This window comes from Streptomyces sp. NBC_00872 (assembly GCF_045161915.1).
Lineage (GTDB): Bacteria > Actinomycetota > Actinomycetes > Streptomycetales > Streptomycetaceae > Streptomyces.
This window is the reverse complement of record NZ_CP108806.1, coordinates 6,519,678-6,544,505: the sequence shown is the minus strand read 5'-3', so window position 1 is coordinate 6,544,505 and position 24,828 is coordinate 6,519,678. Positions and strand designations below refer to the sequence as shown.

At 69.9% G+C, this 24,828-nt stretch carries 11 protein-coding genes and 2 pseudogenes; 2 read left to right on the top strand and 11 right to left on the bottom strand.

The window, feature by feature from the left end; translation table 11 throughout:
- Positions 1–45 precede the first annotated feature (45 nt).
- The 10 genes and pseudogenes from OG214_RS27940 to OG214_RS27895 form a co-directional block, all read right to left on the bottom strand.
- Positions 46–2,358, bottom strand: a complete 2,313-nt coding sequence (locus OG214_RS27940; RefSeq protein ID WP_405986303.1) for an ATP-binding protein — start codon at positions 2,356–2,358, stop codon at positions 46–48.
- A 166-nt stretch (positions 2,359–2,524) separates the two neighbouring features.
- Positions 2,525–4,045 (bottom strand): annotated as a pseudogene (locus tag OG214_RS27935) (alpha-1,6-glucosidase domain-containing protein); the annotation flags it as partial.
- Between the two features lie 105 nt (positions 4,046–4,150).
- A complete protein-coding gene (ltrA, locus tag OG214_RS27930; RefSeq protein WP_405986302.1) occupies positions 4,151–5,935 on the bottom strand; it encodes a group II intron reverse transcriptase/maturase in 1,785 nt (594 codons plus the stop codon).
- Positions 5,936–6,535: 600 nt separating this feature from the next.
- Positions 6,536–10,414 (bottom strand): annotated as a pseudogene (locus OG214_RS27925) (alpha-amylase family glycosyl hydrolase); the annotation flags it as partial.
- A gap of 268 nt (positions 10,415–10,682) precedes the next feature.
- Positions 10,683–12,386: a carbohydrate-binding module family 20 domain-containing protein gene (locus tag OG214_RS27920; RefSeq protein ID WP_405986301.1), complete on the bottom strand. Its 1,704-nt coding sequence runs from the start codon at positions 12,384–12,386 to the stop codon at positions 10,683–10,685.
- Between the two features lie 137 nt (positions 12,387–12,523).
- The gene (locus OG214_RS27915) at positions 12,524–13,648 is read right to left on the bottom strand and encodes a LacI family DNA-binding transcriptional regulator (RefSeq protein ID WP_405987637.1); all 1,125 of its coding nucleotides are present in this window, start codon (positions 13,646–13,648) and stop codon (positions 12,524–12,526) included.
- Positions 13,649–13,917: 269 nt separating this feature from the next.
- Entirely contained in the window at positions 13,918–15,600 is a 1,683-nt protein-coding gene (locus OG214_RS27910; RefSeq protein ID WP_405986300.1) for a glycoside hydrolase family 13 protein, read from the bottom strand.
- Between the two features lie 99 nt (positions 15,601–15,699).
- Positions 15,700–16,602, bottom strand: a complete 903-nt coding sequence (locus OG214_RS27905; protein WP_405986299.1) for a sugar ABC transporter permease — start codon at positions 16,600–16,602, stop codon at positions 15,700–15,702.
- The gene (locus OG214_RS27900) at positions 16,596–17,609 is read right to left on the bottom strand and encodes a sugar ABC transporter permease (protein ID WP_363080279.1); all 1,014 of its coding nucleotides are present in this window, start codon (positions 17,607–17,609) and stop codon (positions 16,596–16,598) included. Before OG214_RS27900 ends, OG214_RS27905 begins: the two co-directional genes overlap by 7 nt.
- Positions 17,610–17,904: 295 nt before the next feature.
- The gene (locus OG214_RS27895) at positions 17,905–19,182 is read right to left on the bottom strand and encodes an extracellular solute-binding protein (RefSeq protein WP_405986298.1); all 1,278 of its coding nucleotides are present in this window, start codon (positions 19,180–19,182) and stop codon (positions 17,905–17,907) included.
- Between the two features lie 327 nt (positions 19,183–19,509).
- Here OG214_RS27895 and OG214_RS27890 point away from each other — a divergent pair, with 327 nt between their 5' ends.
- Positions 19,510–20,565, top strand: a complete 1,056-nt coding sequence (locus OG214_RS27890; RefSeq protein ID WP_363080277.1) for a LacI family DNA-binding transcriptional regulator — start codon at positions 19,510–19,512, stop codon at positions 20,563–20,565.
- Between the two features lie 132 nt (positions 20,566–20,697).
- A complete protein-coding gene (locus OG214_RS27885; RefSeq protein WP_405986297.1) occupies positions 20,698–21,702 on the top strand; it encodes a phosphatase PAP2 family protein in 1,005 nt (334 codons plus the stop codon).
- Between the two features lie 89 nt (positions 21,703–21,791).
- On the opposite strand, the gene OG214_RS27880 is transcribed toward OG214_RS27885, so the two are convergent.
- Positions 21,792–24,794: a bifunctional [glutamine synthetase] adenylyltransferase/[glutamine synthetase]-adenylyl-L-tyrosine phosphorylase gene (locus OG214_RS27880; protein ID WP_405986296.1), complete on the bottom strand. Its 3,003-nt coding sequence runs from the start codon at positions 24,792–24,794 to the stop codon at positions 21,792–21,794.
- Between the last annotated feature and the right edge of the window lie 34 nt (positions 24,795–24,828).

The following is a 24,828-nucleotide window of genomic DNA, read 5'->3' as shown; positions in this document are numbered from 1 at the left end:
CGAGTTCACCCGACGCTCACGCCCCGCCCCGGGTTCGTACGGCGCTCACGCCCCGGGTTCCCGCGGCGGACAGCTCCGGAGCGCGCGGGCGAGACCGCTCCCGCCGTCTGCCGCCAGACCGCGGTGGAAGGCCTCCTCGTACGCGAGGTTCCCGGCCGCCGCGCGCGCCTGCCGTTCGCACTCGGCGCGGACCGGTCCGAGTTCGGGGGTGCCGCGCTGCGGGTGACCCACCGTGCGCCAGAAGGCCTGGCCCGTGCCGTAGGCGTACGCGGCCCGTTCGCCGTCGCCCTGCGCGGCGACGGCTGCGGCCAGCAGATCGAGGCCGACGGCGATCCCGAAGCCGTCGCCGAGCTGTTCCATGTCCTCGACCATCGAGCGGGCGTGGGCCTCCGCCTCGTCCGCGCGGCCCTGGAACAGATGCACCAGCGCGAGCTGGTAGTCCGCGTAGGCACGGGTCCAGCGTTCGCCGTGCTCCAGACAGAGCCGCCGCAGCTCGGTCGCCTGCTCGCGCGCCTCGTCGAGCCGGCCGAGCGCGGTGAGCGAGAAGACCAGGACCAGCCGGCACAGCAGCCGCGAGAGCGAGTCGAAGGGGTCTCCGGGGTGGGCGCGCAGGGCGCGGTCGGCGACCGTGTGGGCGGCCTGCGCGCGGCCCGTCATCAGACAGCTCAGACCGAGGAGATAGGCGGCGAAGAGCGCGGACTCGGGGTCCTTGTCGTGCCAGGCCGCCAGCGTGGAGCGTTCACCGAGGCGGTAGGCGCCCTCGTGGTCGCCCTGGAACACGATCGCGATCCCGAGGGCCGTGAGCGCGCGGGTGCGGTGCGGACCGGGGACGGGATACGCGTCGAGCGCGCGCTCCAGATAGCCCCGGGCCTCGTGGAGATGCCGGCAGCGGCTCCAGAAGAAACCGACGCGGCCCGCCGTCTCGACGGCCGCCGCCGGGTCGTGGACGAGCAGATGGTCGAGCGCGGCGCACAGATCGGCGTGGGCGTCGGAGATCCGCCGGTACCAGCCGGTCTGGCCGGGGCCGGTCCATCCCGCGTGGGCCCGCCGTACGAGACCGGCGAAGTGGGCGGCGTGCCGGTCGGCGAGCCGCCGCTCCTCGCCGAGTTCGGCCAGCCACATCGCGCCGTACTCCCGGAGGGTGCCGAGCATCCGGTAGCGGGTGCCGTCCCGCCGCAGGACGGACTGGGCGACCAGACCCTCCAGGGCCCGGCCGACACCGACGGGGGTGAGCGGTCCGCCCGCGCAGATCTCCCGTACGTCGGACTCCTCCATGTCCCCGCGGAAGACGGAGAGCCGCGCCCAGAGGAGGCGTTCGAGGGGCGCGCACAGCTCATGGCTCCAGCCGATGGCGGTACGCAGGGCACGATGGCGCTGGGGCCAGACGCTCTGATCGGTGAGCGTGTCGAGCCGGGCGCCGAGCCGGGCGTCCAGCAGTTCGGCGAGCCGCTCGACGGAGTGGTCGGCGAGCCGGGCACAGGCGAGTTCGACGGCGAGCGGGATGCCTTCGAGTCCTCGGCAGATCCGGACGGCTGCCGCGACGGTACCCGGGGCGTCGAGCCGCACCCGGGGCGCGGCGACGGCGGCGCGGTCCCGGAAGAGCTGGAGGGCCTCCTCGTCCTCGTCGTCCGCGGTGACGTCCGCGGCGTTGCCCACGGCCAGGGGCGGCACCTCGATGAGATGTTCCCCCCTGGCGCCGAGGGGCTGTCTGCTGGTGGTGAGGACGGTGAGCCCGGGGGCGGCGGTGAGCAGTTCGCCGACGAGATGGCCGCAGGCGGACGCCATCCGCTCGCAGGAGTCGAGGACGAGCAGCAGCCGGCGGTCCGCGAGCCATTCGCAGAGCGCCTCGACGGGCATCCGCGGGGAGTGGTCGGCGAGCCCGACGGCGTCGGAGACGGTGGTGAGCAGCAGCCGGTCGTCGGGGAGCGGGGAGAGATCGGCCCACCACACCCCGTCGGGGAAGCGGTCCCGGCCGTCCGGGAAGAGGCCCTGACCGTCCGGGAAGGCGCTCTGGTCGTCCCGGAAGGGGCTCTGGTCGTCCCGGAAGCGGTCCCGATCGTCCGGAAAGCGGCCCGGACCGTCGCGGAAGCGGTCCCGGCCGTCGAAGAAGCGACCGGGTTCGTCCGGAAAGCGACCCTCACCGCTCGGGAAGCGACCCCCTTCGGCCGCCGGTCGCCCGCCGTACCCGCCGCGCGCGCCCGCCCGTTCGGCGGCCCGCAGCGCCAGCCTGCTCTTGCCCACACCGCCCGTACCGGTCAGTGTGATCAGCCGGTCCTCTTCGAGTGCCCGTTCCAGCAGGACCAGTTCGGCCCGACGGCCCACGAAGCTGGTCTTCTCCTCGGGAATGTTCCCCACCACGGGGGACAGTCTGACCCAGTTGGACAGCGGGGCAGACACCCATGGTGGGAAACAGTCAGAAACGACCGAGAGTGATTCTTGTTCGGTCGATTCAGCGCATCAACCCGTTCGTCGGCGTCCGCCCCGGCTGCCCCGGCCGCCCCTCCGCCGTAACCGCCGTGACCGCCGTGAACACCGCGACCGTCCGCGCGGGCACGGTGAAGGTGCCCGAGCCCGCCTCGTAGGCGGCTTCCCTGACCGTACGGTCCTCTCCCGCGGCCTGCACCGGGTGCAGGGTGTACGGCCGTCCGGCGAGGGCCGCCACCCGCTGGACGCTGCTCTGCGGTGTGGCGTTGAAGACCACCACGAGATCACCGAGACGCATGGTGATGGCGCCCGGTGTCTCGTCGGGCCCGGAGAGCGGGAAGGACAGTGCGGACCGGACCGCGTCCGTGGAGGTGAGGCTGAAGACCGGCTCCGTGGTGCGGACGCGCAGCAGATCCCGGTAGGCGGCGGAGGCACCGTCGATCTCCGGACAGCCCGGTGTGAGCGCCGGATTGACCAGCAGGGGCCCGGCGTAGGACCACTTGCTCTCGTTGTCGGCCGCCGGCGGCAGCCCGCGCCCGAAACCGTTGCCGTCCCGGCAGTTCCAGTGGATCGCGTTGAACCAGTCCCCGCTGTCGTAGGAGTTGCGGTCGAGGGACTTGGAACGCAGCAGATCCGTACCCGCCTGGGAGAGGGCCGGGCCCTGCGAGAGCGCGGCGGTGGCCAGGGCCAGTACCTGCATACGGGCGCGGTCCGCCGCCGATGTGGACGGGGGCAGTTTGAAGGCCAGGGCGTCGTAGAGCGACTCGTTGTCGTGCGCGTCGGCGTAGGCGAGCGCGTCGCCGGGTGTCTCCGCGTAACCGGCCGGGGCACCGTTGTAGTCGACCTGCGCGCCCGTGACCGTACGTCCCGAGGTGTCGGTGAAGGAGTATCCGGCGAGATTGCCGGTCAGCCCCACCTTGATCAGGTCCTGGTAGTGCAGCAGCCGGGCCTTCTGCTCGGCCGGAGTGCCGTTGGCCGCCGAGGAGTTGGGGTCGGTGTAGAGACCGGAGGCGAAGCCCTGGACCCCCGGGTCCTCGTCGAAGGGGCCGCCGCCGCGCACCGCGTCCCGCGCCCGGTCGGAGAAGGTCGCGACACCGGTCCCCGCCATGTGCTTCTGGGTGGCCTGGACGAAGCGCGCGTCGTCGGCGATCTCACCGAAGTTCCAGCCCTCGCCGTAGAGGACGATCCTCCTGCCGTCGACACCGTCCTCCGCCACGGTCAGCGCGTCCAGCGCCTCGCGTACGGCGACGATATTGGCCTTCGGATGATGGCCCATCAGATCGAAGCGGAAGCCGTCGACCTTGTACTCCTTCGCCCAGGTGACGACCGAGTCGACCACGAGCTTGCCCATCATGGCGTTCTCGGGCGCGGTGTTGGCACAGCAGGTGGAGGTGGCGACGGTGCCGTCGGCCAGCAGCCGCTGGTAGTAGCCGGGCACGATCCTGTCGAGGACGGACTTGTCGGACTGGCCGCTCGCCACGGTGTGGTTGTAGACGACGTCCATGACCGTGCGCAGCCCTGCGCCGTTCAGCGACTGGACCATCCGCCGGAACTCGACCGTACGGCGCGTCCCCTCCGGGTCTGAGGCGTACGAGCCCTCGGGCACGGTGTAGTGCAGCGGGGTCGGGTAGGTCCGGTGTGTTACCACACCGGACCCCCCTCAGAACCGGACGTGCGGCTCTCACCGCATCCGGCTCAAGCGGGCCTCAAGGGCCGTACAGCAGGTTCACCTGATTGTGTGATCAGCCGCGTGTAGCTGCTGATGACACAGCGCGTGTCGCAGCTCCAGGTTGCTCGGGTCGTCGGACCCGCCATTCTTCCGGAGCACCTTGTGGTGCACGTGAAATGCGCGGGTTGCCGCAGTGAACCAGTCGACCCAACTCCGTAGGTCTTCCAGCTCGAATCCGGCTCCTTCGACCAGATCAAGGCCACATCCTGGGCATAGGCCCTTCTGACGGACTGCGAGGCGGACGATGAGTTTTCGCTCAATGTCCGGGACCCCTCGCCGCCTTTGCCTTTTCTCCCAGTACTCGGCCATCGCTGGATCGTCTTTCGATGCCGTACCCCTGACTGTCGGATGTCTCTGGATTTTCGTCCAGGAGAACTTCCACAGGTATGTTCCGTCATCACCGAAGACCCACCGATCCGCTCTTGCCGGATTGTGTTGCCCCCAGTACCTCTTGGCGATCCAGCGCCCGCCATGACGTCGGTGACTCCTCTTTGCCCACGCCCATACTTTCCGGTGAGCGTAGTCGTCAAGTGCCTGAAACGCCTTGGACGCCGACACCGGGCGATAGTAGGACGTCCACCCTTTCACAAAGGGGTTGAGGTCCATGATGATCCGCTTACCGGGGTGTCCTCGGTTACTGCGGATCACTTCTTTTACTCTTCGCCTGGCTCTCTCCACCGCCTCCTTGCTTGGCTTTACGAGGACCTTCCCGTTCTTTGCGTATCTCCGGACGTTGAACCCGAGAAAGTCGAATCCTTCGTCCAGGTACACGATCCTGGTCTTGTCCTCGTTGATGGACAACCCTCTTGGGGTCAGCCATCCTGCCAGCATCTCCTTGCACCGCTCCGCTTCCTCCTTCGAGTGGCATAGCACTACGAAGTCGTCTGCATAGCGGATGAGGATTGGGGTTTTCCGCACCGCTTGGACCGACTGCTTGTCGGCACTCAGTGAGGTTTTAGCCCCGGCGGCGGTTTCCATCCCGTGCAGGGCGATATTGAGCAGGAGAGGGCTGATGACCCCTCCTTGCGGTGTTCCCTCCTGTGTTGGAGCGAATCGACCGCGGTCCATCACCCCAGCCGTCAACCATCCCAGGACCTCTTCTCGGGCAGGAAACCACCCGATAGATTCCATAAGGTGACGATGACTGATCCGGTCGAACGCGCCAGAAAGGTCGGCATCCAGAATCCATGGCCTCTTGGTGCCGGACCTGCGCGCGAGCACGGTGTGGATGGCCCCGATTGCATCGTGGCAGCCACGACCAGGACGAAATCCATAGTTCCTGGTCTCGAAACGTGCTTCCCACTCGGGCTCCAGTGCGTTCTTGACACAGGCTTGGTGCACCCTGTCTCGAATCACTGGAATACCCAGCGGCCTGACCTTCCCGTTGGCTTTCGGGATGTACACGCGTTTGACGGGTCTAGGTATCGAGGAAGTGGTGCGCTGCTGGCAGACGGTTCTGACCAGTGCACCCCTCTCGCGAGGCTTCTGGGCAGTTTCCCCGTCCACCCCAGACGTCCTTCTACCCGTACTCAGTTGAGTCACCCTCCGCACACTATGTAGCACATTGGAACGTGACCTGAGCATGAGTTTTTGAAGGTTCCTGACCCTCTTACCGTCTCCCTGCTGTGCAGCCTTGAAGATTCTCTGACGGAGCCGCTTTACGTCACGTTCTACGGACCCCCAGTCAATGCGGTGCCAGTTGAGCGCGTCGTCCTCGGTTCCGTTCAGGGTCTCGGAGGACCCGAAACCTTGTCTAACTTGTCCCTCGGTTGGAGCGTTCAATCTTTGTCTCTCCAATGGCCTACCTGACCCGCGTGGGCCCTCTTTCGAGTCCAGAGCATTACTCTGGTATCCGCCGAGTTATACCTGGTGGCCGAGAGAGCCATGTTCCAGATTTTCCCCTGGACTTTCGCCCCAGCGGCATTCGCTTCTCGGGTCATCCTGTTCCCGCACCGGAGTTACGCCTTCGTCGCCTCCGGCCTACCCTCGCCTCAGAGGGACCTGTACGGGGTTTCCATGTTCCGCTTCTTCCAAATGCGACCGGCGAGGATGCCTTGTCTGGCCCGGGACGGTGGCGATCACACACTTGGCTACGAGACCTCGTGTCACCTCGGCTTTTCAGCCGCAGTCCTCTTACCCCGCTCAACTTCACCACAGCAGGTTTCTGGCTAACGAGCCTTTATATACAAGGTTCGCTTTTCTCATCCTTCCGGTCTTTCCCGGCCTGTTCTCGTTAGTGGCTTACGAATCTTGGGCCTTCCCCGGGCTCAGCACCTCGCCGTTACCGGCAACGCACCCCAGGGCTGGGAACTGAGTCGATCGCGCTCAGGGCAGGATTCCTCTCTTTCCCCTGCCGTTGATAGGAAGCGACCTCATGTCGCACTCGTACCCCCAGTTGTACGCGTCCTTCGCGGCGCTCGCCGTGACACAGGCCTGCTGCTCGGCCGAGTCGGGCGCGTACACCTTCAGGTCACAGGCGGGCGTGGTCTGTCCGGAGGCGCGCTCCGGGATGGTGCCGATGTCGAAGGCCGGCAGGAGATGGACGTACGACGTGCCGGACGCGGCCAGCGCGCGCAGATGTCTCATCCCGTCGGAGCCGCTGTCCGTGAAGGCCAGATAGCGGCCCGGGTGCTTCGAGGTACGGTCCGCGACCGAGAAGTCACGGATGTGCAGCTCCTGGATCCGCGCGTCGCGCGGCGGAACGGCGGCGGGCTTGCGGAGCGTGGACCATCCCGGGGGCGCCAGCTCCGGATCGGCCAGGTCCACGACCAGACTGCGGGCCGAGTCGGTGGTGAGCGCGGTGGAGTAGGGGTCGGTGACCCTGTTGGTGACGACCTTCTGGACGCTCGGCGCCCAGACCCGTACGGCATAGCGGTACGGCTTGCCCGCCCAGCTCTTCCCGCCGGTGGCCGACCAGACCCCGGAGGCGGGGTCGCGCCTCATCGGGACGGTACGGCCGTCGAGTTCGAGATCGACCCGCTGGGCGGTCGGGGCCCAGACGGAGAGGGTGGGCCGCCCGTCGGTGAACACCGGACCGAGGGCGGCCCCGGCCGCGCGGGCGCTGTACAGATCGTCGAGGACGCCCTGCGTCTGTACGCCCGTCGCCGCGAGCAGCGCGCCGTTCGCGGCCCGCTGGGTCGCGATGAGCTGTCCGGACAGCGACTCGCGGACCCTGTCCCGGTCGCGGCGGTCCACCGTGAAGGCCGGCAGGTCCTTGAGATGCGGGAAGGCGGCCTTCTGCGCGTCGGTCAGGGCGGACGGGGTCAGCCGGAGCCACCGCCCCTCGTCGGAGAGCGCGCCGTCCTCGACCGTGATCCCGCCGTCACGCGCGTACACGAGCTGCTGGCTGGTGGCGGCGGTCGCCTTCACGTTCCAGACGACGGTGTCCGCGTCGATCCACTGCGCCTCGGCCTTGGTGAGGTCGAGATCCGGACCGGAGCCGGTCTGCGGCAGGAGATACGCGGGCTGCCCGGCCAGCAGCCACACCTCGTTGCCGTAGGTCGCGAGATCGAGGGACTGGTCGGACGGGAGGTCCTTCTCGTCGCCCTTGTGGAGGATGTAGCTGAGCGAGGTGGCTCCCTCGGCGAGCGGGACCTCGAAGGTCACGCCGTACGCGTCGCTCCGCACCGGCGGGAGCGGCTTCGACCAGTCGGTGGGCGCCGCGGCCCCGGTCCAGGTGTGCAGCCCCCAGCCGTCGTACGCGCCGTCCGCGCGCCGGTAGTGCAGGATCGCCTTGGTCCTGTCCTGGGGCGGACGGGCACCGTCGGGCGGTGTGCCGGCCTGGCCGTCCTCGCCCTGGGCGATCCACACCTCACCGGTGCGGGCCAGATCGACGGAGCGCGGCGGGCCTTCGGCCGGGACGCCCGGCTTCTCCACGGTGTACGGGACGCTCGACGCGCCCTCGGGCACCTTGACCCAGGCGAACGCGCCGTACGCGTCCCGGCCGCTGAACGCGGCCGACGTGTCCCCGGAGACCAGCCGCCAGCCGTCGTAGTCCCCGGCGGGGCGTTTGTAGTGGACGATCGCGTAGTCGCGGTCGACGGCCGAGGGTGTGGCGGGCGGGGGCGTGTGCCCCGCGGTCGACGCGGCGGTCGCGCTCGCGGTACGGCCCGCGCTGTCGACGGCGACCGCCTTGTAGCGCAGGGGTGTTCCGGCCGCGGTGTCCGCGCCGATGTGCTGGGTGACCCGGTACGGGGCGTGGTCGGCGGTGCCGAGCGTCCGCCACGCGCCGTTGCCGCTCTGGGCGGCGAAGACCACGCGGTCGGGTCCGCCGCCGGTGACCCGCGCGGACAGTTCGACGGTGCCGGTGGCGCCGGGCGCCGGGGCCTCCAGGGTGATCGCGGGCCCCTCTGCGGGCGCGGCCAGGGGCTCGGCCGCCCTCAGCACCAGGGAGGACAGCGCGGGCACGGTCACGGTGAGGGTGCCGCCGGCTCCGGCGCGTACCGTACCCGAACCGCCGTACAGCGTACGGAAGTCGGTGCCTGTCGCCGCGCCGGTGGGGATCTCGACGGTCCGGTCGGCGGTGGCGTTGTTCACGGCGACGAGATACTCGGTCCGGGCCCTGGCGTCCGTGCGGGAGCCGGGGCGGTCGCCGGGCGGGGTGCCGGGCCGGGCGCCGGTGCCGGAGTCGGTACGGGAGAAGGCGTACACGGAGTCGCGCGCGTACCGCTCCGTCTGCACACCGTCGCGCAGCGCCGGATGCTCCTTGGTGAGCGCGGCGAGTGCGGCGATCGAGCGGTACAGCGGATGCGCGGGATCGTACGCGTCGGAGGCGTGCGTACGGTCCGTGCCCAGCTGGTCGTCGTCCAGATAGGCGGCGGTCCTGGAGGCGAAGAGCGTCTGACGGGCGTCCTTGTCGCCGCCCGCGCCGGTGAAGCCCTGCTCGTCGCCGTAGTAGATCACCGGATTGCCCCGGGACAGGAACATCAGCTCGTTGGCGAGCCGGGCCCGTCCCAGCAGCTCGCTCTCACCCGCCTCGGGGTTGTCCTGCCGCAGGAAGGTACCGATCCGGCCCATGTCGTGGTTGCCGAGGAAGGTCACCTGCTCATAGGCGTTGGCCTTGTCGGTGGTGTACCGGTAGTCGTCGGCGAAGACCTGGGCGAGCCGGCCGGCGGACGCGCCCTGCGAGGCGAAGGCGCGCGCCGCGTCCTGGAACGGGAAGTCGAGCGTCGCGTCGAGCCGCCCCCGGGTCACATAGGGCGAGGTGATCGCCGTGTCCGCCGAGTAGACCTCGCCGAACATGAAGAAGTCGTCCCGGCCGCGCTTCGCCGCGTACGCGTCGAGCGCCGTCGCCCACTGGGTCCAGAAGTCCAGGTCGACATGTTTGACGGTGTCGACGCGGAAGCCGTCGATGCCGAAGTCGCGGACCCACTTCTCGTAGATCCTCTCCATCCCGTCGACGACCTCGGGCCGCTCGGTCCACAGATCGTCCAGGCCGGAGAAGTCGCCGTACTCGCTGCTCTCGCCCGCGAAGGTGGAGTCACCGCGGTTGTGGTACATGGCGGGGTCGTTGAGCCAGCCGGGGACCTTCTTCTCCCCCGCGCGTACGACGGGTGTGTACGGGAAGGAGTCGGCGTCGGCCCTCACCGTCCTGCCGTCGGAGGCCCGGTCGTCGAAGGGGCGGCCGTCCTTGTCGAGATACGGATAGGCGCCCTTGGGCCGGTAGCCGTAGGCCTTCTCCGCGTAGTCGACGGTGTCGGCGGTGTGGTTGGTGATGACGTCGAAGAAGACCTTCATGCCCTTGTCATGGGCCTTGTCGATCAGCTTCGCCAGATCGGCGTTGGTGCCGAAGTGCGGGTCGACCTGGGTGAAGTCGGTGATCCAGTAGCCGTGGTAGCCGGCCGAGGCGTCCGCGCCCTCGCCCTGCACCGGCTTGTTCCTGAAAACCGGCGCGAGCCAGATCGCGGTGGTGCCGAGCCCCTTGATGTAGTCGAGCTTCCCGGTCAGGCCCTTGAGATCACCGCCCTGGTAGAAGCCCTTGTCGGTGGGGTCGTAACCGGTCTCCAGCCGTGAACCGGTCAGTCCGCCGCGGTCGTTGGCCGGGTCGCCGTTGGCGAAGCGGTCGGGCAGGACGAAGTAGAACTGCTCACGGGTCAGATCGTGGCGCGCGGGTTCGGCGGCGAGCCGGGCGTCCGACGGCGGGGCGGGCGGCCTGGCAGGCGCGGTGGCGGCGGCGCCGGCCGGGAGCGCGGGCACCAGCGCCGCGCAGAGGGCGGCGGCGAGAACGGCGGGGACCGTTCTTCGCAGGGGCGGGCGTGTCACTCGGGATCTCCTCGGATGTACGGGTGCGGGATTGGTCTCCTGTAGCCGGACGGGCAAAAACCAGCCCGTCCGGCGATTGAGGACAAAACAGCGGCGGCAAGAGCTAGGTCCTGTCCGGTCGATCTTCGTGGATCAGCCCGGGGCGTCTGGCGCGGTGCATCGCAAGGCGGAGGATCGCCCGTGTACTGGATGTACTCGGGTGACTCCGACAACGCGGCGAGGTGCCGTGCCAGGCGTTCCGGGCCCACGAAGATCGACCGGACAGGACCTAGTTGCGCCAGGTGTCGTTCAGCGTGACCCTGCCGGACGCGGGCACCGTCGCCGTGCGATTGGCGCCGCTCTCCCAGGTGACCGCGCCTGCCGCGTCCTTGCGGATGTACTTGTACTCGAAGGACGTACCGGCGGGCAGCGCCACATCGAGCTTCCACACCGGATAGGCCGCCGGGTCGAGCTTCAGCGCGCTGCCGGTGTTCCAGTTGCCCAGCGCCGCCTGGTTGCCGGTGACATAGATGTTCTGGCCGAGCTGGGTCGTCGCGCTGACACCGAAGGACGCGCCCGAGGTGCCGGGCCCCGGGTCCGTGCCCCCGCCGGAGCAGGTACGGGCGCCGCTGTGCAGGGCGAGCGCCGTGTTCGGGCCGAGCGTCGCCGTGAACTGCCCCGAGCCGCCGACCGTGACCGCCCTGCCGCTCTGCACATCGCAGTAGGTACCGCCCGGCAGCGAGGTCTGGAACGTACGGGTCAGCGAGGAGCCCTCGTGGTTGATGGCGACATAGCCGGAGGAGCCCCGGCCGAAGGCGATCTGGTCGCCCCCGTTGTCCCACCAGCCGGTGACGGCCTGGCCGCGCGTGGCGTTGCGGAAGCCGACCATGGACGAGATCTCGCGCCAGGCGTGCTGGCACTTCCATCCGTCGCTGTAACAGGCGTTGACCGCACCGCCGTTGGGCGGCCCCGCGTCATTGCCGCCGAACTCGTACCCGGAGTGCACATCGGGCGAGCCGTACGGCCAGGCCAGCATGAACACATTGGCCAGTGTGTAGTTCGCGCCGTCCTTGTAGCTGAGGGTGTCGCCGCCGCGCTCGGTGTCGTGGTTGTCCACGAAGACCGCCGCCCGGCCGGACTCCAGATATCCCCAGCCCTCGCCGTAGTTCTTCAGATAGGCGAGGTTCTCGTTGTTGAAGACCTGCTTGAGACCGCGCGCGTACCGGAACTCCTGGACGTCGCCGTTGCCGAGGTACTCGCCCGGCGAGACGGCCTCGCCCGCGCCGTAGATGACCTCCTGCTTCCAGTAGGCGCCCGGATTGCTCAGCCTGCCCTTGATGTCGGCGAGATCGGCGGCGGGCATGTGCTTGGCCGCGTCGATCCGGAAGCCGTCGACGCCGAGCGAGAGCAGATCGTTCATGTACGCCGCGATCCGGCCGCGTACGTACTCCTCGCCGGTGTCCAGATCGGCCAGGCCGACGAGTTCGCAGTTCTGTACGTTGCCCCGGTCGCCGTAGTTGCTGATCTGCGACCGGCAGTCGTCCATGTCGGCGCCCGAGTAGATGCCCGGGTAGGTGTACTTGGTGTACGAGGAGCCGCCGGTGCCGGTGCCGTCCCCGGCCGCCATGTGGTTGATGACGGTGTCGGCGACGACCTTGACGCCTGCCGCGTGACAGGTGTTCACCATGTTCGAGAAGGCGGCGCGGTCACCGAGACGACCGGCGATCTTGTAACTGACGGGCTGGTACGAGGTCCACCACTGGCCGCCCTGGATGTGCTCCTGGGGCGGTGAGACCTGCACATATCCGTAGCCGGCCGGACCGAGGGTGTCCGTGCACGCCCTGGCTATGGAGTCGAATTTCCACTCGAACAGGACGGCGGTGACGTCCTTGGTGCCCGGCGGCGCCGCCTGGGCGGTCCCGGCCGGGACCGCGAGAGCGGCTGCGGCGCCGGCCACGAGGGCGAGCGCGGCGGCCAGGGATCTGCGAGCCATGGTTCCTCCTGCACTGGTGGGGGGAGGTGCGGGTGACGGTGACGGTGGTGCGTACGGCCTCGTGCGGCGACGCGCTCTGTGCCCCTCAAGGCCCCGTGCGGGTAGTGCTGGTGGCGCGGGTGGTGCGGGTGGTGCCCCTACTGGTGGGTGTTGCGGGTGGAGCGGCCGGTACCGGTGGTGCCGCTGGGACGGTCCCGGTGGCGGTGGGCGCGCACGCCGGCCGTGGAGCCGCGTACGACCAGCTCGGGCTGGAAGACATACTCGGTGCGCTGTACGGGGCTGCCGCCGATCTCCTCCAGCAGCGCGCCGACCGCGGCGGCGGCCATGGCGCGCACGGGCTGGCGGACCGTGGTCAGCGGAGGGTCGGTGAAGGCGATCAGCGGCGAGTCGTCGTACCCCACGACCGAGAGATCGCCCGGCACGTCGAGTCCGCGCTCCCTGGCCGCCCGTACGGCCCCGAGCGCCATCAGATCGCTGCCGCAGACGATGCCCGTACAGCCGAGGCCGAGCAGCGCGCCGGCCGCGACCTGGCCGCCCTCGACGCCGTACAGCGTGGCGCACACCAGTTCCTCGGCCTCGCCCCACGCCAGCCCCAGCAGCCCGACGGCCGCGTCGAGGAAGCCCTCGCGCTTGCGCCGGGAGGGGACGTAGCGCTGCGGTCCTGTGGCCAGTCCGATCCGCCGGTGGCCCAGCTCGGCGAGATGGGCGACGGCCATCCGTACGGCGGCGTGGTCGTCGGCCGAGACGAAGGGCGCGCTGACGCGTTCGTTGTAGCCGTTGACCAGGACGTACGGCACACCGCGCGCGGCGAGCGCGGCGTAGCGGGCGGGGTCGGCCGAGGTGTCGGCGTGCAGTCCGGAGAGGAAGACGATGCCGTCGACCTCCCGCTCCACCAGCTGTTCGACCAGTTCGTCCTCGGTGGCGCCGCCCGGCAGCTGGGTGCAGAGGAGCGGGGTGTAGCCGTGTCCGGCCAGAAGCCGCTCGACGGCCTGGGCGAAGGCGGGGAAGACGGGGTTGGTGAGCTCGGGGGTCACCAGTCCGACCAGTCCGGGGGGCCGCGCGGGCGGGATACGCCCGGCGGACCCCGGCACGGCGCCGCGCGGGGGAAGGGGTTCCCAGGGCCGGCCGGAACGTTCCTGCCCGAGGAGGCCGAGCGCCGTGAGTACGCGTGCCCGCGTGCTGTCCGCGACACCGGGCCGGCCGTTCAGCACCCGGCTGACGGTGGCCTCGCTGACCCGGGCCCGGCCGGCGATGTCGGCCAGCCGGAGCCCGTCGGCACCCCGCGGCGCCGGTGGGACCCCCGTCCCGGCCGGTCCCGCGCGCCCGTCGAACGGCTCCCCGCTCCCGCGCCCGCGCCCATGTCCACGTCCGCCTCCGCGTCCCGCCGCGCCGGATCCGGTGACCGGGCCACCGCGCCCGCCCGCCGCCGAGTCCGGCACGGGGGCCGCCGCGGGGACCGGCACGGGGGCCGGGGAGCGCCGCGCGCCGGCGGTGCCCTCCCGCCCGTCCGTCCCCCGCGGCGGCGGATGGCTCACACCGCCCACCACCCCGTCGTGTTCGCGGGCAGCTCGGTCCCGGTCCCGGAACCGTCCGCCGTCATCGGGTGGCTGGACAGCAGCAGGGCGCCGCGGACCGGGATCCGTACCGCCCTGTCCGTCGTGTTGACCGTGCAGAGGAAGCCGGGGCGGGCGAAGACCAGGACGCCCTCGGGCGCGTCCAGCCACTCCACCGACGCGCCCGCGCCCAGGCCCGGGTGTTCCTTGCGCACCGCCAGCGCCGACCGGTACAGCTCCAGCGTGGAGTCCGGGTCACCGGTCTGGGCCTCGACGCTCAGCGGACCCCAGCCGTCCGGCTGCGGCAGCCAGCTTCCGCCGGTGCCGAAACCGTACGAACTCCCCTCCCTGGTCCAGGGGATGGGCACCCGGCACCCGTCGCGGAAGCCGTCCTGTCCGTCCGCGCGGAAGTACGAGGGATCCTGTCGCACCTCGTCGGGCAGATCGGTGACATCGGGCAGCCCGAGTTCCTCGCCCTGGTAGATGTAGGCGGAGCCGGGCAGCGCCAGCATCAGCAGTGTCGCCGCGCGCGCCCGCCGCAGTCCGAGCGTACGGTCGCCCGCATCCCGGGTCTGCGTACCGCCGCCGGGCGGGCCCGCGAACCTGGTGGCGTGCCGGGTCACATCGTGGTTGGAGAGCACCCAGGTGGCGGGCGCGCCGACCGGCCGCATCGCCGCCAGCGACACATCGATGACCTCGCGCAGCGCGGGTCCGTCCCACGAGGTGCTCAGATACTGGAAGTTGAACGCCTGGTGCAGTTCGTCGGGGCGTACGTAGTTCGCGGTGCGTTCGACCGTGGGCGTCCAGGCCTCGGCGACGGCGATCCGGTCCCCGGGGTACTCGTCGAGGATCCTGCGCCACTGCCGGTAGATCTCGTGCACCCCGTCCTGGTCGAAGAACGGCATGATGTCGTTGCCGAGCAGTCTGAGCTGTCCCGAGCCGCCGATGTCCGGCAGTCCCGCCGCCTTCACCAGTCCATGGGCGACATCGACACGGAAGCCGTCGACGCCCATGTCCAGCCAGAACCGCAGGATGGAGCGGAACTCGTCGGCGACCGCCGGATGGTCCCAGTTGAAGTCGGGCTGCTCCGGGGCGAAGAGATGCAGATACCAGTCGCCGGGCGTGCCGTCCGGGTCGGTCGTCCTGGTCCAGGCGGGGCCGCCGAAGATGGACTCCCAGTCGTTGGGCGGGAGTTCGCCGTCGGCGCCCTTGCCGGGACGGAAGTGGTAGCGCTCGCGCAGTGCGGAGCCCGGCCCCTCCCGCAGCGCCCGCCTGAACCAGTCGTGCTCGTGCGACGAGTGGTTGGGCACGAGGTCGACGACGACCCGCAGCTGGAGTTCGTGGGCGTCGCGGATCAGCGCGTCCGCGTCCAGCAGGGTGCCGAACATCGGGTCGATGGCCCGGTAGTCGGCGACGTCGTAGCCCGCGTCGGCCTGGGGGGACGCGTAGAAGGGGCTGAGCCAGACGGCGTCGACGCCCAGCTTCCTGAGATAAGGCAGCCGGCGGCGTACCCCGTCGAGATCGCCCATGCCGTCGCCGTTGCCGTCGGCGAAGCTGCGTGGGTAGACCTGGTAGATCACCGCGTCCTGCCACCAGCCGTGGCGGTGGGCCGGGGCGTCGTCGGACGTGCCGGTCAGAGGGGCAGCGAGGTGCTGGGTCATGTCATCCCTGGGGTGTCTGGGGGAAGGGAGCGGCACACCGGGCCTGGTCGGCCAGGCGCCGTCGTCGTCGTACGAACACGGTGGTACGGCCAAGGGGGGTCAGCCCTTGACGGCACCGGCGGACATGCCGGTGACGAGATGGCGCTGGGCGAAGAGGAAGACGAGCGCGGCGGGGATGGCGATGAGCACGGAGGCGGCGGTCATCGGGCCCCACTGGGCGCCGTACTGGTTGACGAACTTCTGGAGACCGCCGGCGAGCGTGAGATTCTCGTCGCCGACCATGAAGGCCGAGGCGTAGGCCACTTCGCCCCAGGCGGTGATGAAGGAGTAGAACGCGGTCACCGCGAGACCGGGCTTGGCCAGCGGCAGGACCAGCCGGAAGAACGTACCGAACGGCGTCAGTCCGTCGACCTGGCCGGATTCGTCGATCTCCCGGGGGATGGTGTCGAAGAAGCCCTTCATCATCCAGGCGCAGAACGGCACGGCGATGGTGAGATAGGTGATCACCAGACCCGCCGAGCGGTTGAGCAGCCCCAGTCCCGACATGATGTTGTAGATCGGCACGATGAGCACGGCGACCGGGAACATCTGGGTGATCAGCAGCGTCCACATCAGCCCGCGCTTGCCGGGGAAGCGGAAGCGGCTGACGGCGTAGCCGGTGGTCGCGGCGGTGAAGACACCGAGCACGGTGGTGAATCCGGCGACGAGCAGCGAGTTGCCGAACCAGGTGAGGAACGGGGTGTCGCGCAGCAGACCGGTGTAGTTCTCGAAGGTCGTCTCTTTGAAGAAGTCCGTGGTGGTCGCATAGCTCGCGGGCTTGAGCGAGGTCAGCAGGACCCACAGCACCGGGAAGACCGCGATCACGGACGCGACGATCAGGGTCGTGTGCAGGGCGACGGAGGCGAGCGGTGAACGCCTGCCCCGGCGCGGGGTGTTGGCACCGGCCGGGCCGGCCGGTGTGCCGGCCGGAGCGGTCCGGGGGGCGGCTGCGGTGGTCACCACGTATCTCCCTGGGTACGGAGGACCCGCCGGTAGACCGCGGCGAAGGCCATCAGGAGGACGAGGATCAGCACGCCCCAGGTGGAGGACTGCGCGAAGTCGCGCGGGCTGATCTCGAAGGAGAACTTGTACGCCTGCGTGACCAGGATCTGCGTCGCCTCGCCGGGGCCGCCGCGGGTCAGCAGGAAGATCACCGGGAACATGTTGAACGTCCAGATGGTGGAGAGCAGGATCACGGTCGTACTGACCGAGCGCAGCCCCGGCATGGTGATGTGGCGGAAGCGCTGCCAGGCGTTCGCCCCGTCCATCTCGGCCGCCTCGTACATCTCCCCGGGGATGGACTGGAGTCCGCCGAGCAGCGCGACCATCATGAAGGGCACCCCGAGCCAGATGTTCACGGCGATGACCGAGAACTTGGCCCAGGTCGGGTCGTTGAGCCAGGGCACCGCGTCGATACCGCCGCCCGCCAGCAGCTTGTTGAGGAAGCCCCGGTCCTCGTTGTAGAGGAAGCGCCAGGCGAAGACGGAGACGAAGCCCGGGACGGCCCAGGGCAGGATCAGCAGCATCCGGTAGAAGGAGCGGCCCGCGATCCGGCGGTTGAGGATGTTGGCCAGGGCCAGCCCGAGACCGAAGGTGAGGGCGACGCAGGAGACCGTCCACACCAGCGTCCAGCCGAGGGTGGACAGGAACTGATCGCCCGTCAGCGCGTCGGCGTAGTTGTCGAGTCCGACGAACTCGTAGGTGGCCGGCAGATGGTTGACGCCGATGCTGCGCTCGACATTGCGCTCGTTGGCGTCGGTCAGTGACAGATAGACGCCGCGGACCAGCGGATAGCCGATGATCACGCCGATCACGGCCACCACCGGGGCGACCATCGTCCAGGCGTACCAGTGCGTCGCGAGGCCCCGGGCGAGCCTTCCCGGGGCCGGGGACCTTCCGGGCCGCCGGAGTCCGCCGGGTGGTGTGCCGCCCGCGGCCTTCGGCACCGGCCGACTGGTGTGGAGAGCCATCCGGCCCGCCTTTCCTTTTCCTTCGGTCTGCTTCTTTCCTTCGGCCCACCGCCCGGGACCGGATCGAACCGTTCAGTACCGGACCGGCCAGTACCGGACCGGCCAGTACCGGACCGGACCGGCCGCTATCCGCCGGGAGCGGCGCGAACCGGGCCGGGTCCCGTCAGGTGACGGCCCGTCAGGACCCGCGAGGACAGTCACGGCCCGTCAGGACCGGCGCGGACCGGTCACGGCCCGTCGGACCCGCAGGGGCTGGCGTGGACCGGCCGCGGCCCGTCGGGACCGGCCGGCCGCTCTACTTCCAGCCCTTGAGCAGCTCGCGGTAGGCGTCACCGGTGGCGCCGACGCCCTTCTCCGGTGTGGTCTGTCCGGTGAGGACCTTGGTGTACTCGGTCACCAGCGGCGCGAACAGGCTGCCGGTCTCCGGGATCCAGGGGCGCTCGACAGCCTTGTCCACGACGGGCTTGAAGAACCCGACGATCTCGTTGTCCGCGACGCCCGGCAGCGCGTACGCGGAGGTACGGGTGGGAAGCAGGCTCAGCTCCTCGGCGACCTTGGCCTGGCTCTCCGCGGAGGTCATGTACTCGGTGAAGGCGTAGGAGGCGTCGAGGTTCTTGGAGCCGGCGTAGACCGCGAGGTTGTGGCCGCCCTGCGGGGAGCCCTGCGCGACGGAGCCCGCCGGTACGGGCGCGATGCCCAGGTTGGCCTTGTCCTTGAACTCCGCGCCGCCATAGGTGTCGGTGACGGCCCAGGGACCGTTGATCATCATCGCGACCTTGCCGTCCTTGAAGGACGACTGCATGTTCTCCCAGCCGTCGGTGGCGTCGGTCTTGGCCGCCCCGGAGTCGACAAGGTCCTTGACGACGGTCATGGCCTTGACACCGGCCGCGTTGTCGACGGTGACCGTCTTCGACTCGGCGTCGACCAGATTGCCGCCCTCGCCGTACAGGAACGACAGGAACCAGTAGGCGTCGTCACCGCGCAGATACAGCCCGGTCTTCCCGGTCCTGTCCTTGACGGTCTTGGACACGGTCTTCAACTCGGCGATGGTCGTGGGGACTTCGACACCCGCGTCCTTGAAGATCTTCTTGTTGTAGAAGATGCCCATGGAGTCGATGACCTGCGGTACGGCGTACGTCTTGCCGTTGTACTCGGTGGACGCGGCGGCCTGCGGCAGGAAGTCCGTGTCGTCCTTGAGCGCCGGGGTGCCGTCCAGCGGCGCGAGATAGCCGAGATCGGCGAACTCGGGGGTCCACGCGACCTCGGAGCGGATCACATCGGGGGCACCGGAGCCGGACTGCGCCGCGTTCTTGAACTTGTTCTGGGCGTCGCCGAAGGGCACGTTCACATATTTGACGTCGACCTTCGGGTGCTTCTTCTCGAAGTCCTCGGCGAGCCGCTTGAAGACCTTGTCCTCGCTGCCGACGGTGGACGTGTCCCACCAGGTGACCGTTCCCGAAAGCTCGCCGCCCGCGCTCCTGCCGCTCGCCGGCGACTCGTCGTCGCTCCCGCAGGCGGTCGCCCCGAGGGCCAGGGTCGCGGCCAGGGCGGTGGCCGTTATGCCACGTCGCATCCGAACTCCTTCAACTGCCGTACCGCTCCGTCGCGGCGCCGGGTCGGACGTGAAGGTAACAGCGATGCAAGAAGGCCGAAAGACCTTGCGGAAGATTTCTGCAAGGAGCGTTGACCGTCACCGTGGCGTGTCCCGCCGATTGCCGTCGGCCCCCTTGACGCGGGCCCCGGAAGCCTGCCAGGGAAGGATCGCGCAGGTCCACGGCGTATGCCCGAGGTGACACCCGTACCGCAGGAAGGTTTCGCAAGATCTTGCAAGAGGGAGCCGGGATGGCTGGTTTCCGTGTGCGGTGGGCAATCCGACAGACGCCCGGTACAGTCCACTCACATGACCGCACGGCTTGCCGATATCGCAACTCAGGCGGGGGTCAGCGAAGCGACGGTCAGCCGCGTACTGAACGGCAAACCCGGGGTTGCCGCGGCCACCCGTGAATCCGTACTCGCCGCGCTCGACGTCCTCGGCTACGAACGTCCGGTGCGGCTGCGCCGCCGCAGCGCGGGACTCGTCGGCCTGATCACCCCCGAGCTGGAGAACCCGATCTTCCCGGCCCTGGCGCAGGTCATCGGCCAGGCACTGACCCGGCAGGGCTACACACCGGTGCTCGCGACCCAGACCCCGGGCGGCTCCACCGAGGACGAGCTGACGGAGATGCTCGTCGAACGGGACGTCTCCGGCATCATCTTCGTCTCCGGACTGCACGCCGACACCTCCGCGGACATGCGGCGCTACGAGAAGCTGCGCGCCCAGGGTGTGCCCTTCGTCCTCGTCGACGGTTTCTCGCCGAAGGTCCAGGCACCGTTCATCTCCCCCGACGACCGGGCCGCGATGCGGCTGGCGGTGACCCATCTCGTCTCGCTGGGCCATCAGCGGATCGGGCTGGCCGTCGGCCCCCGCCGCTTCGTGCCCGTACTCCGCAAGATCGAGGGGTTCCGCGCCACGGTCCAGGAGTTGCTGGCACTGTCCTCCGACGAGACGGACGAGCTGATCCAGCAGTCGCTGTTCACCCTGGAGGGCGGTCAGGCCGCGGCCTCCGCGCTGATCGACCGCGGCTGTACGGCGGTGGTGTGCGCGAGCGACATGATGGCGCTGGGTGCGATCCGGGCGGCGCGACGGCTCGGTCTCGAGGTGCCGCGCGATCTCTCGGTGGTCGGTTTCGACGATTCGCCCCTCATAGCCTTCACCGATCCGCCACTGACGACGATCCGCAAGCCGGTGCCGTCCATGGGCCAGGCCGCGGTCCGTACGCTCCTGGAGGAGATCGGCGGCACCCCCGCGCCGCACAGCGAGTTCGTCTTCATGCCCGAGCTGGTGGTTCGCGGTTCAACCGCTTCCGGACCGGTCCCCGGGCCCCAGGGAATACCGGGGTCACGGACCCGTCCCTGATCCGGTCGGTAAACGCCTTCGCGATGAGGAGATGCCCGCGGGAGGAGTCGTCCTCCGGTAGTAGCACATGCGAGGGGAACCCGACCGGGGGATGATCGGTCGGAGGACGAGAATCTGGCAGACTCTCTCGCTATGGGTGAACCAACAGTGAAGACAGAGGAAGGCCGAGGGGTCACCCCGTCACCCATCACTCACGAGGAGGCGGACGCGAAGCACGTGGCGACCGGCGCGAGACGCGACGCGGCCGCGGCACCGGTGGACACCACGGAGCCGGCGACCGGCCGCACGCCGTCGAAGCCGGTGGACGAGCGCACGCCACCGCGGCGCGACCACATGTGGCTGCGGCGCGCGAGATCACCTCGCCGTCCTCGTCTCTGGTTCGAAATCCTCCTGATCGCGGTGAGTTACTGGACGTACTCACTGATCCGCAACGCGGTACCGGAGCGCCGGGCGAAGGCTCTGGAGAACGCGAACTGGATCTGGCACGCGGAACAGCATCTTGGCATCGCCGTGGAGCGCTCGGTCAACCACGCGGTGAATTCTGTGACGTGGCTGATCGTGGGAATGAACTACTACTACGCGACTCTCCACTTCATCGTCACGATCGGTGTACTGGTCTGGCTCTTCCGCCGCCATCCCGGCCGTTACGCGGCCGGCCGGCTGGTGCTCTTCGCGACCACGGCCGTGGCCCTTCTCGGCTACTACCTGTACCCACTGGCACCGCCGCGGCTGATGGCGGGGAACGGCTTCATCGACACGGTCGTGCACCACGAGACCTGGGGCTCGATGGCCTCGGGCAATCTCAAGAACATGTCGAACCAGTACGCGGCCATGCCCTCGATGCACATCGGCTGGTCGCTCTGGTGCGGTCTGACGATCTTCGCACTGGCCAAGGCGCCCTGGACGAAGATCCTCGGTCTGCTCTACCCCACACTGACGCTGGTGGTCATCGTCGCCACCGCAAACCACTTCTGGCTGGACGCGGTGGGCGGCATGATCTGCCTGGCGTTCGGCTTCGCCGTCTCGTACGTCTGGTACGGCTCGCTTCCCGCCCGGCTCCCGCGCGACGTGGACGCGGACGGCCCGGCCGCTTCCCCGGCCGCGTCCTCGCGCCGCGCTCACACCACGTCGTCGTAGCTCGGACCACGTCGTCGTAGCTCACGCCCGACCGGCATAGTCACGCCATGTCGTCGTAGCTCACACCGCGTCGTCCCGCGTCGCCGTACTCACACCGCGTCGTACAGGAGCCGCTCGACCACCGCGCGCGCCCTCCGGGTGGTCCGGCGGTAGTCGTCCAGCATGTCCCCCACATGGCCCGGCCCGTACCCCAGGTAGCGGCCCATCGCCGCCAGTTCGCGGCCGTCCGACGGGAAGGTGTCGCCGGGCCTGCCCCTGACCAGCATCACGCCGTTGCGCACCCGGGAGGCCAGTACCCAGGCGTCGTCCAGGATCTGCGCGTCCTCCGTCGAGAGCAGACCGGCCGCTCGGGCCGCCGCGAGTGCCTCGCGGGTACGGGTCGTACGCAGCCCCGGTTCCGCCCAGCCGTGCCGCAGCTGGAGCAACTGGACCGTCCACTCGACATCCGAGAGACCGCCCCGGCCCAGCTTGGTGTGGAGCGTCGGATCCGCGCCCCGGGGCAGCCGTTCCCGCTCCATGCGCGCCTTGAGGCGGCGGATCTCCCGTACCGCGTCCTCCCCGAGCCCCTCCGCCGGATACCGCAGGGTGTCGATCAGGTCGATGAAGCGGCCGGCCAGACCGGCGTCGCCCGCCATCGGCTCCGCCCGCAGCAGCGCCTGGCTCTCCCAGACCAGCGACCAGCGCCGGTAGTACGCCGCGTAGGAGGCGAGCGTACGGACCATCGGACCGCTCTTGCCCTCCGGGCGCAGATCCGCGTCGATCAGCAACGGCGGGTCGGCGGTGGGGATCTGGAGCAGCTTGCGCATCTCGGCGACCACCGCGTTCGCGGCACGGCCCGCCTCGTGCTCGTCGACCCCCTCGCGCGGCTCGTGCACGAAGAGCACATCGGCGTCGGAGCCGTAGCTCAGCTCGTGGCCGCCGAATCTGCCCATGCCGATGACCGCGAATCTGGTGGGCAGGGTGTCGCCCCACTCCGCGCGTACGGCGGCGCGCAGGGCGCCCGCGAGCGTCGCCGCGTTGAGGTCGGTAACGGCGTTCCCGACGCGGTCGACCAGCGCCCCCGGGTCCTCCTCGGCCGGGCTCTCCTCCGTACCGTACGAGCCGATCAGATCCGCCGCGGCCGTACGGAACAGCTCCCGTCTGCGCACCCCGCGCGCGGCGGCGACGGCTCCCTCCGCGGTGTCCGCGCGCCCGACCGCCGCCAGGATCTCCTGTTCGAGATGGTCACGGCCGCGCGGTGCCAGACCCTCCGGGTCGCCGAGGATCGCGACGGCCTCGGGTGCGCGCAGCAGCAGATCGGGGGCGAGCCGGCCGGCCGACAGCACCCGCGCCAGATTCTCCGCCGCGGCCCCCTCGTCCCGCAGCAGCCGCAGGTACCACGGTGTCTTGCCGAGCGCGTCGGACACCCTGCGGAAGCCGAGCAGCCCCGCGTCGGGGTCGGCCGAGTCCGCGAACCAGCCGAGCAGCACCGGCAGCAGCGTCCGCTGGATCGCCGCCTTGCGGCTCACCCCGGACGAGAGCGCCTCCAGATGGCGCAGCGCGGCCACCGGATCGGCGTATCCGAGCGCTTCGAGCCGCTGGCGTGCCGCCTTCGGACTGAGCCGGGTCTCGCCGGGCGTGAGCTGTGCGACCGCGTCGAGCAGCGGCCGGTAGAAGAGCTTCTCGTGCAGCCGCCGTACCACCGAGGCATGGCGTTTCCACGCCTTGTTCAGCTCGGCGACCGGGTCGCCGCGCATCCCGAGCGAGCGCCCGAGGCGGCGCAGATCGGCCTCGTCCTCCGGTACGAGATGCGTACGGCGCAGCCGGTAGAGCTGGATGTGGTGCTCCATGGCGCGCAGGAAGCGGTACGCCTCGTCGAGCTGTCGCGCGTCCGTACGGCCCACATAGCCGCCCGCCGCCAGCGCGCCGAGGGCTTCGAGGGTGGAGCTGCTGCGCAGGGAGGCGTCGCTGCGTCCGTGGACCAACTGGAGGAGCTGTACGGCGAACTCCACGTCCCGCAGCCCGCCGGGGCCGAGCTTCAGCTCACGCTCGGCCTGTCCCGCGGGCAGGTTGTCGATGACCCGGCGGCGCATCTTCTGCACGTCCGACACGAAGTGCTCGCGCTCGGCGGCCTGCCAGACCAGTGGTGAGACGCCGTCGATGTACTCCGCGCCGAGCAGCGGGTCGCCGGCCACCACCCGGGCCTTGAGCAGCGCCTGGAACTCCCAGGTCTTGGCCCAGCGCTGGTAGTACGCGAGATGGCTGCTCAGCGTCCGTACGAGCGGTCCGTTGCGGCCCTCGGGCCGCAGATTGGCGTCGACGGGCCAGATGGTCCCCTCGATGTTCGACTCGGAGCAGATCCGCATGAGATGGGAGGCCAGCCGGGTCGCGGCCCGGACCGCGGCGCCCTCGTCGGCGGGGCCGTCGGCCCCTTCCGGCAGGGCCCCGACGAAGATCACGTCCACATCGGAGACATAGTTCAGCTCATGGCCGCCGCACTTGCCCATCGCGATGACCGCGAGCCGGCACGCGGCGGCGTCCTGGGGCGCGGCGGCCCTGGCGATCGCGAGGGCCGCGCGCAGGGTCGCGGTGGCCAGATCGGCCAGTTCGGCGGCGGTCTCGGCGACATCCGTCGTACCGCAGACGTCCCTGGCGGCGATGGCCAGCAGACAGCGGCGGTAGGCGATCCGCAGCGACACCGGGTCGTCGGCACCGGCGAGACCGTGCTCGAACTCCTCGACGCCGGGGTGCAGATCGGCCAGTTCGTAGGTGACCAGCGCGTGCCAATCCCCGGGATGTCTGGCGAGATGGTCGCCGAGCGCCTCGGACGCGCCGAGCACCCCGAGCAGCCGGTCCCGCAGCGGCTTCGCCGTCACGAGCGTGTCCAGCAGCATCGCCCGCTCGTCCGGCTTCTGCGCCTCGGCCAGCCGGACGAACCCGCGCAGCGCGAGATCGGGATCGGCGGTCGCGCCGAACGCGTCGAGCAGCAGCGGATCGGACCGTACGACCGCCATCTCGGGCTCGTCGAGCAGCCGCTCGGCGGCGGAGGGATCGGTGAAGCCGTGCCGCAGCAGGCGGATGAACGTACTGCTTCTGCGACCCGGCACTGTCATACGCCGTCTCCTGTCCGCCCGACCGACTCTGTGC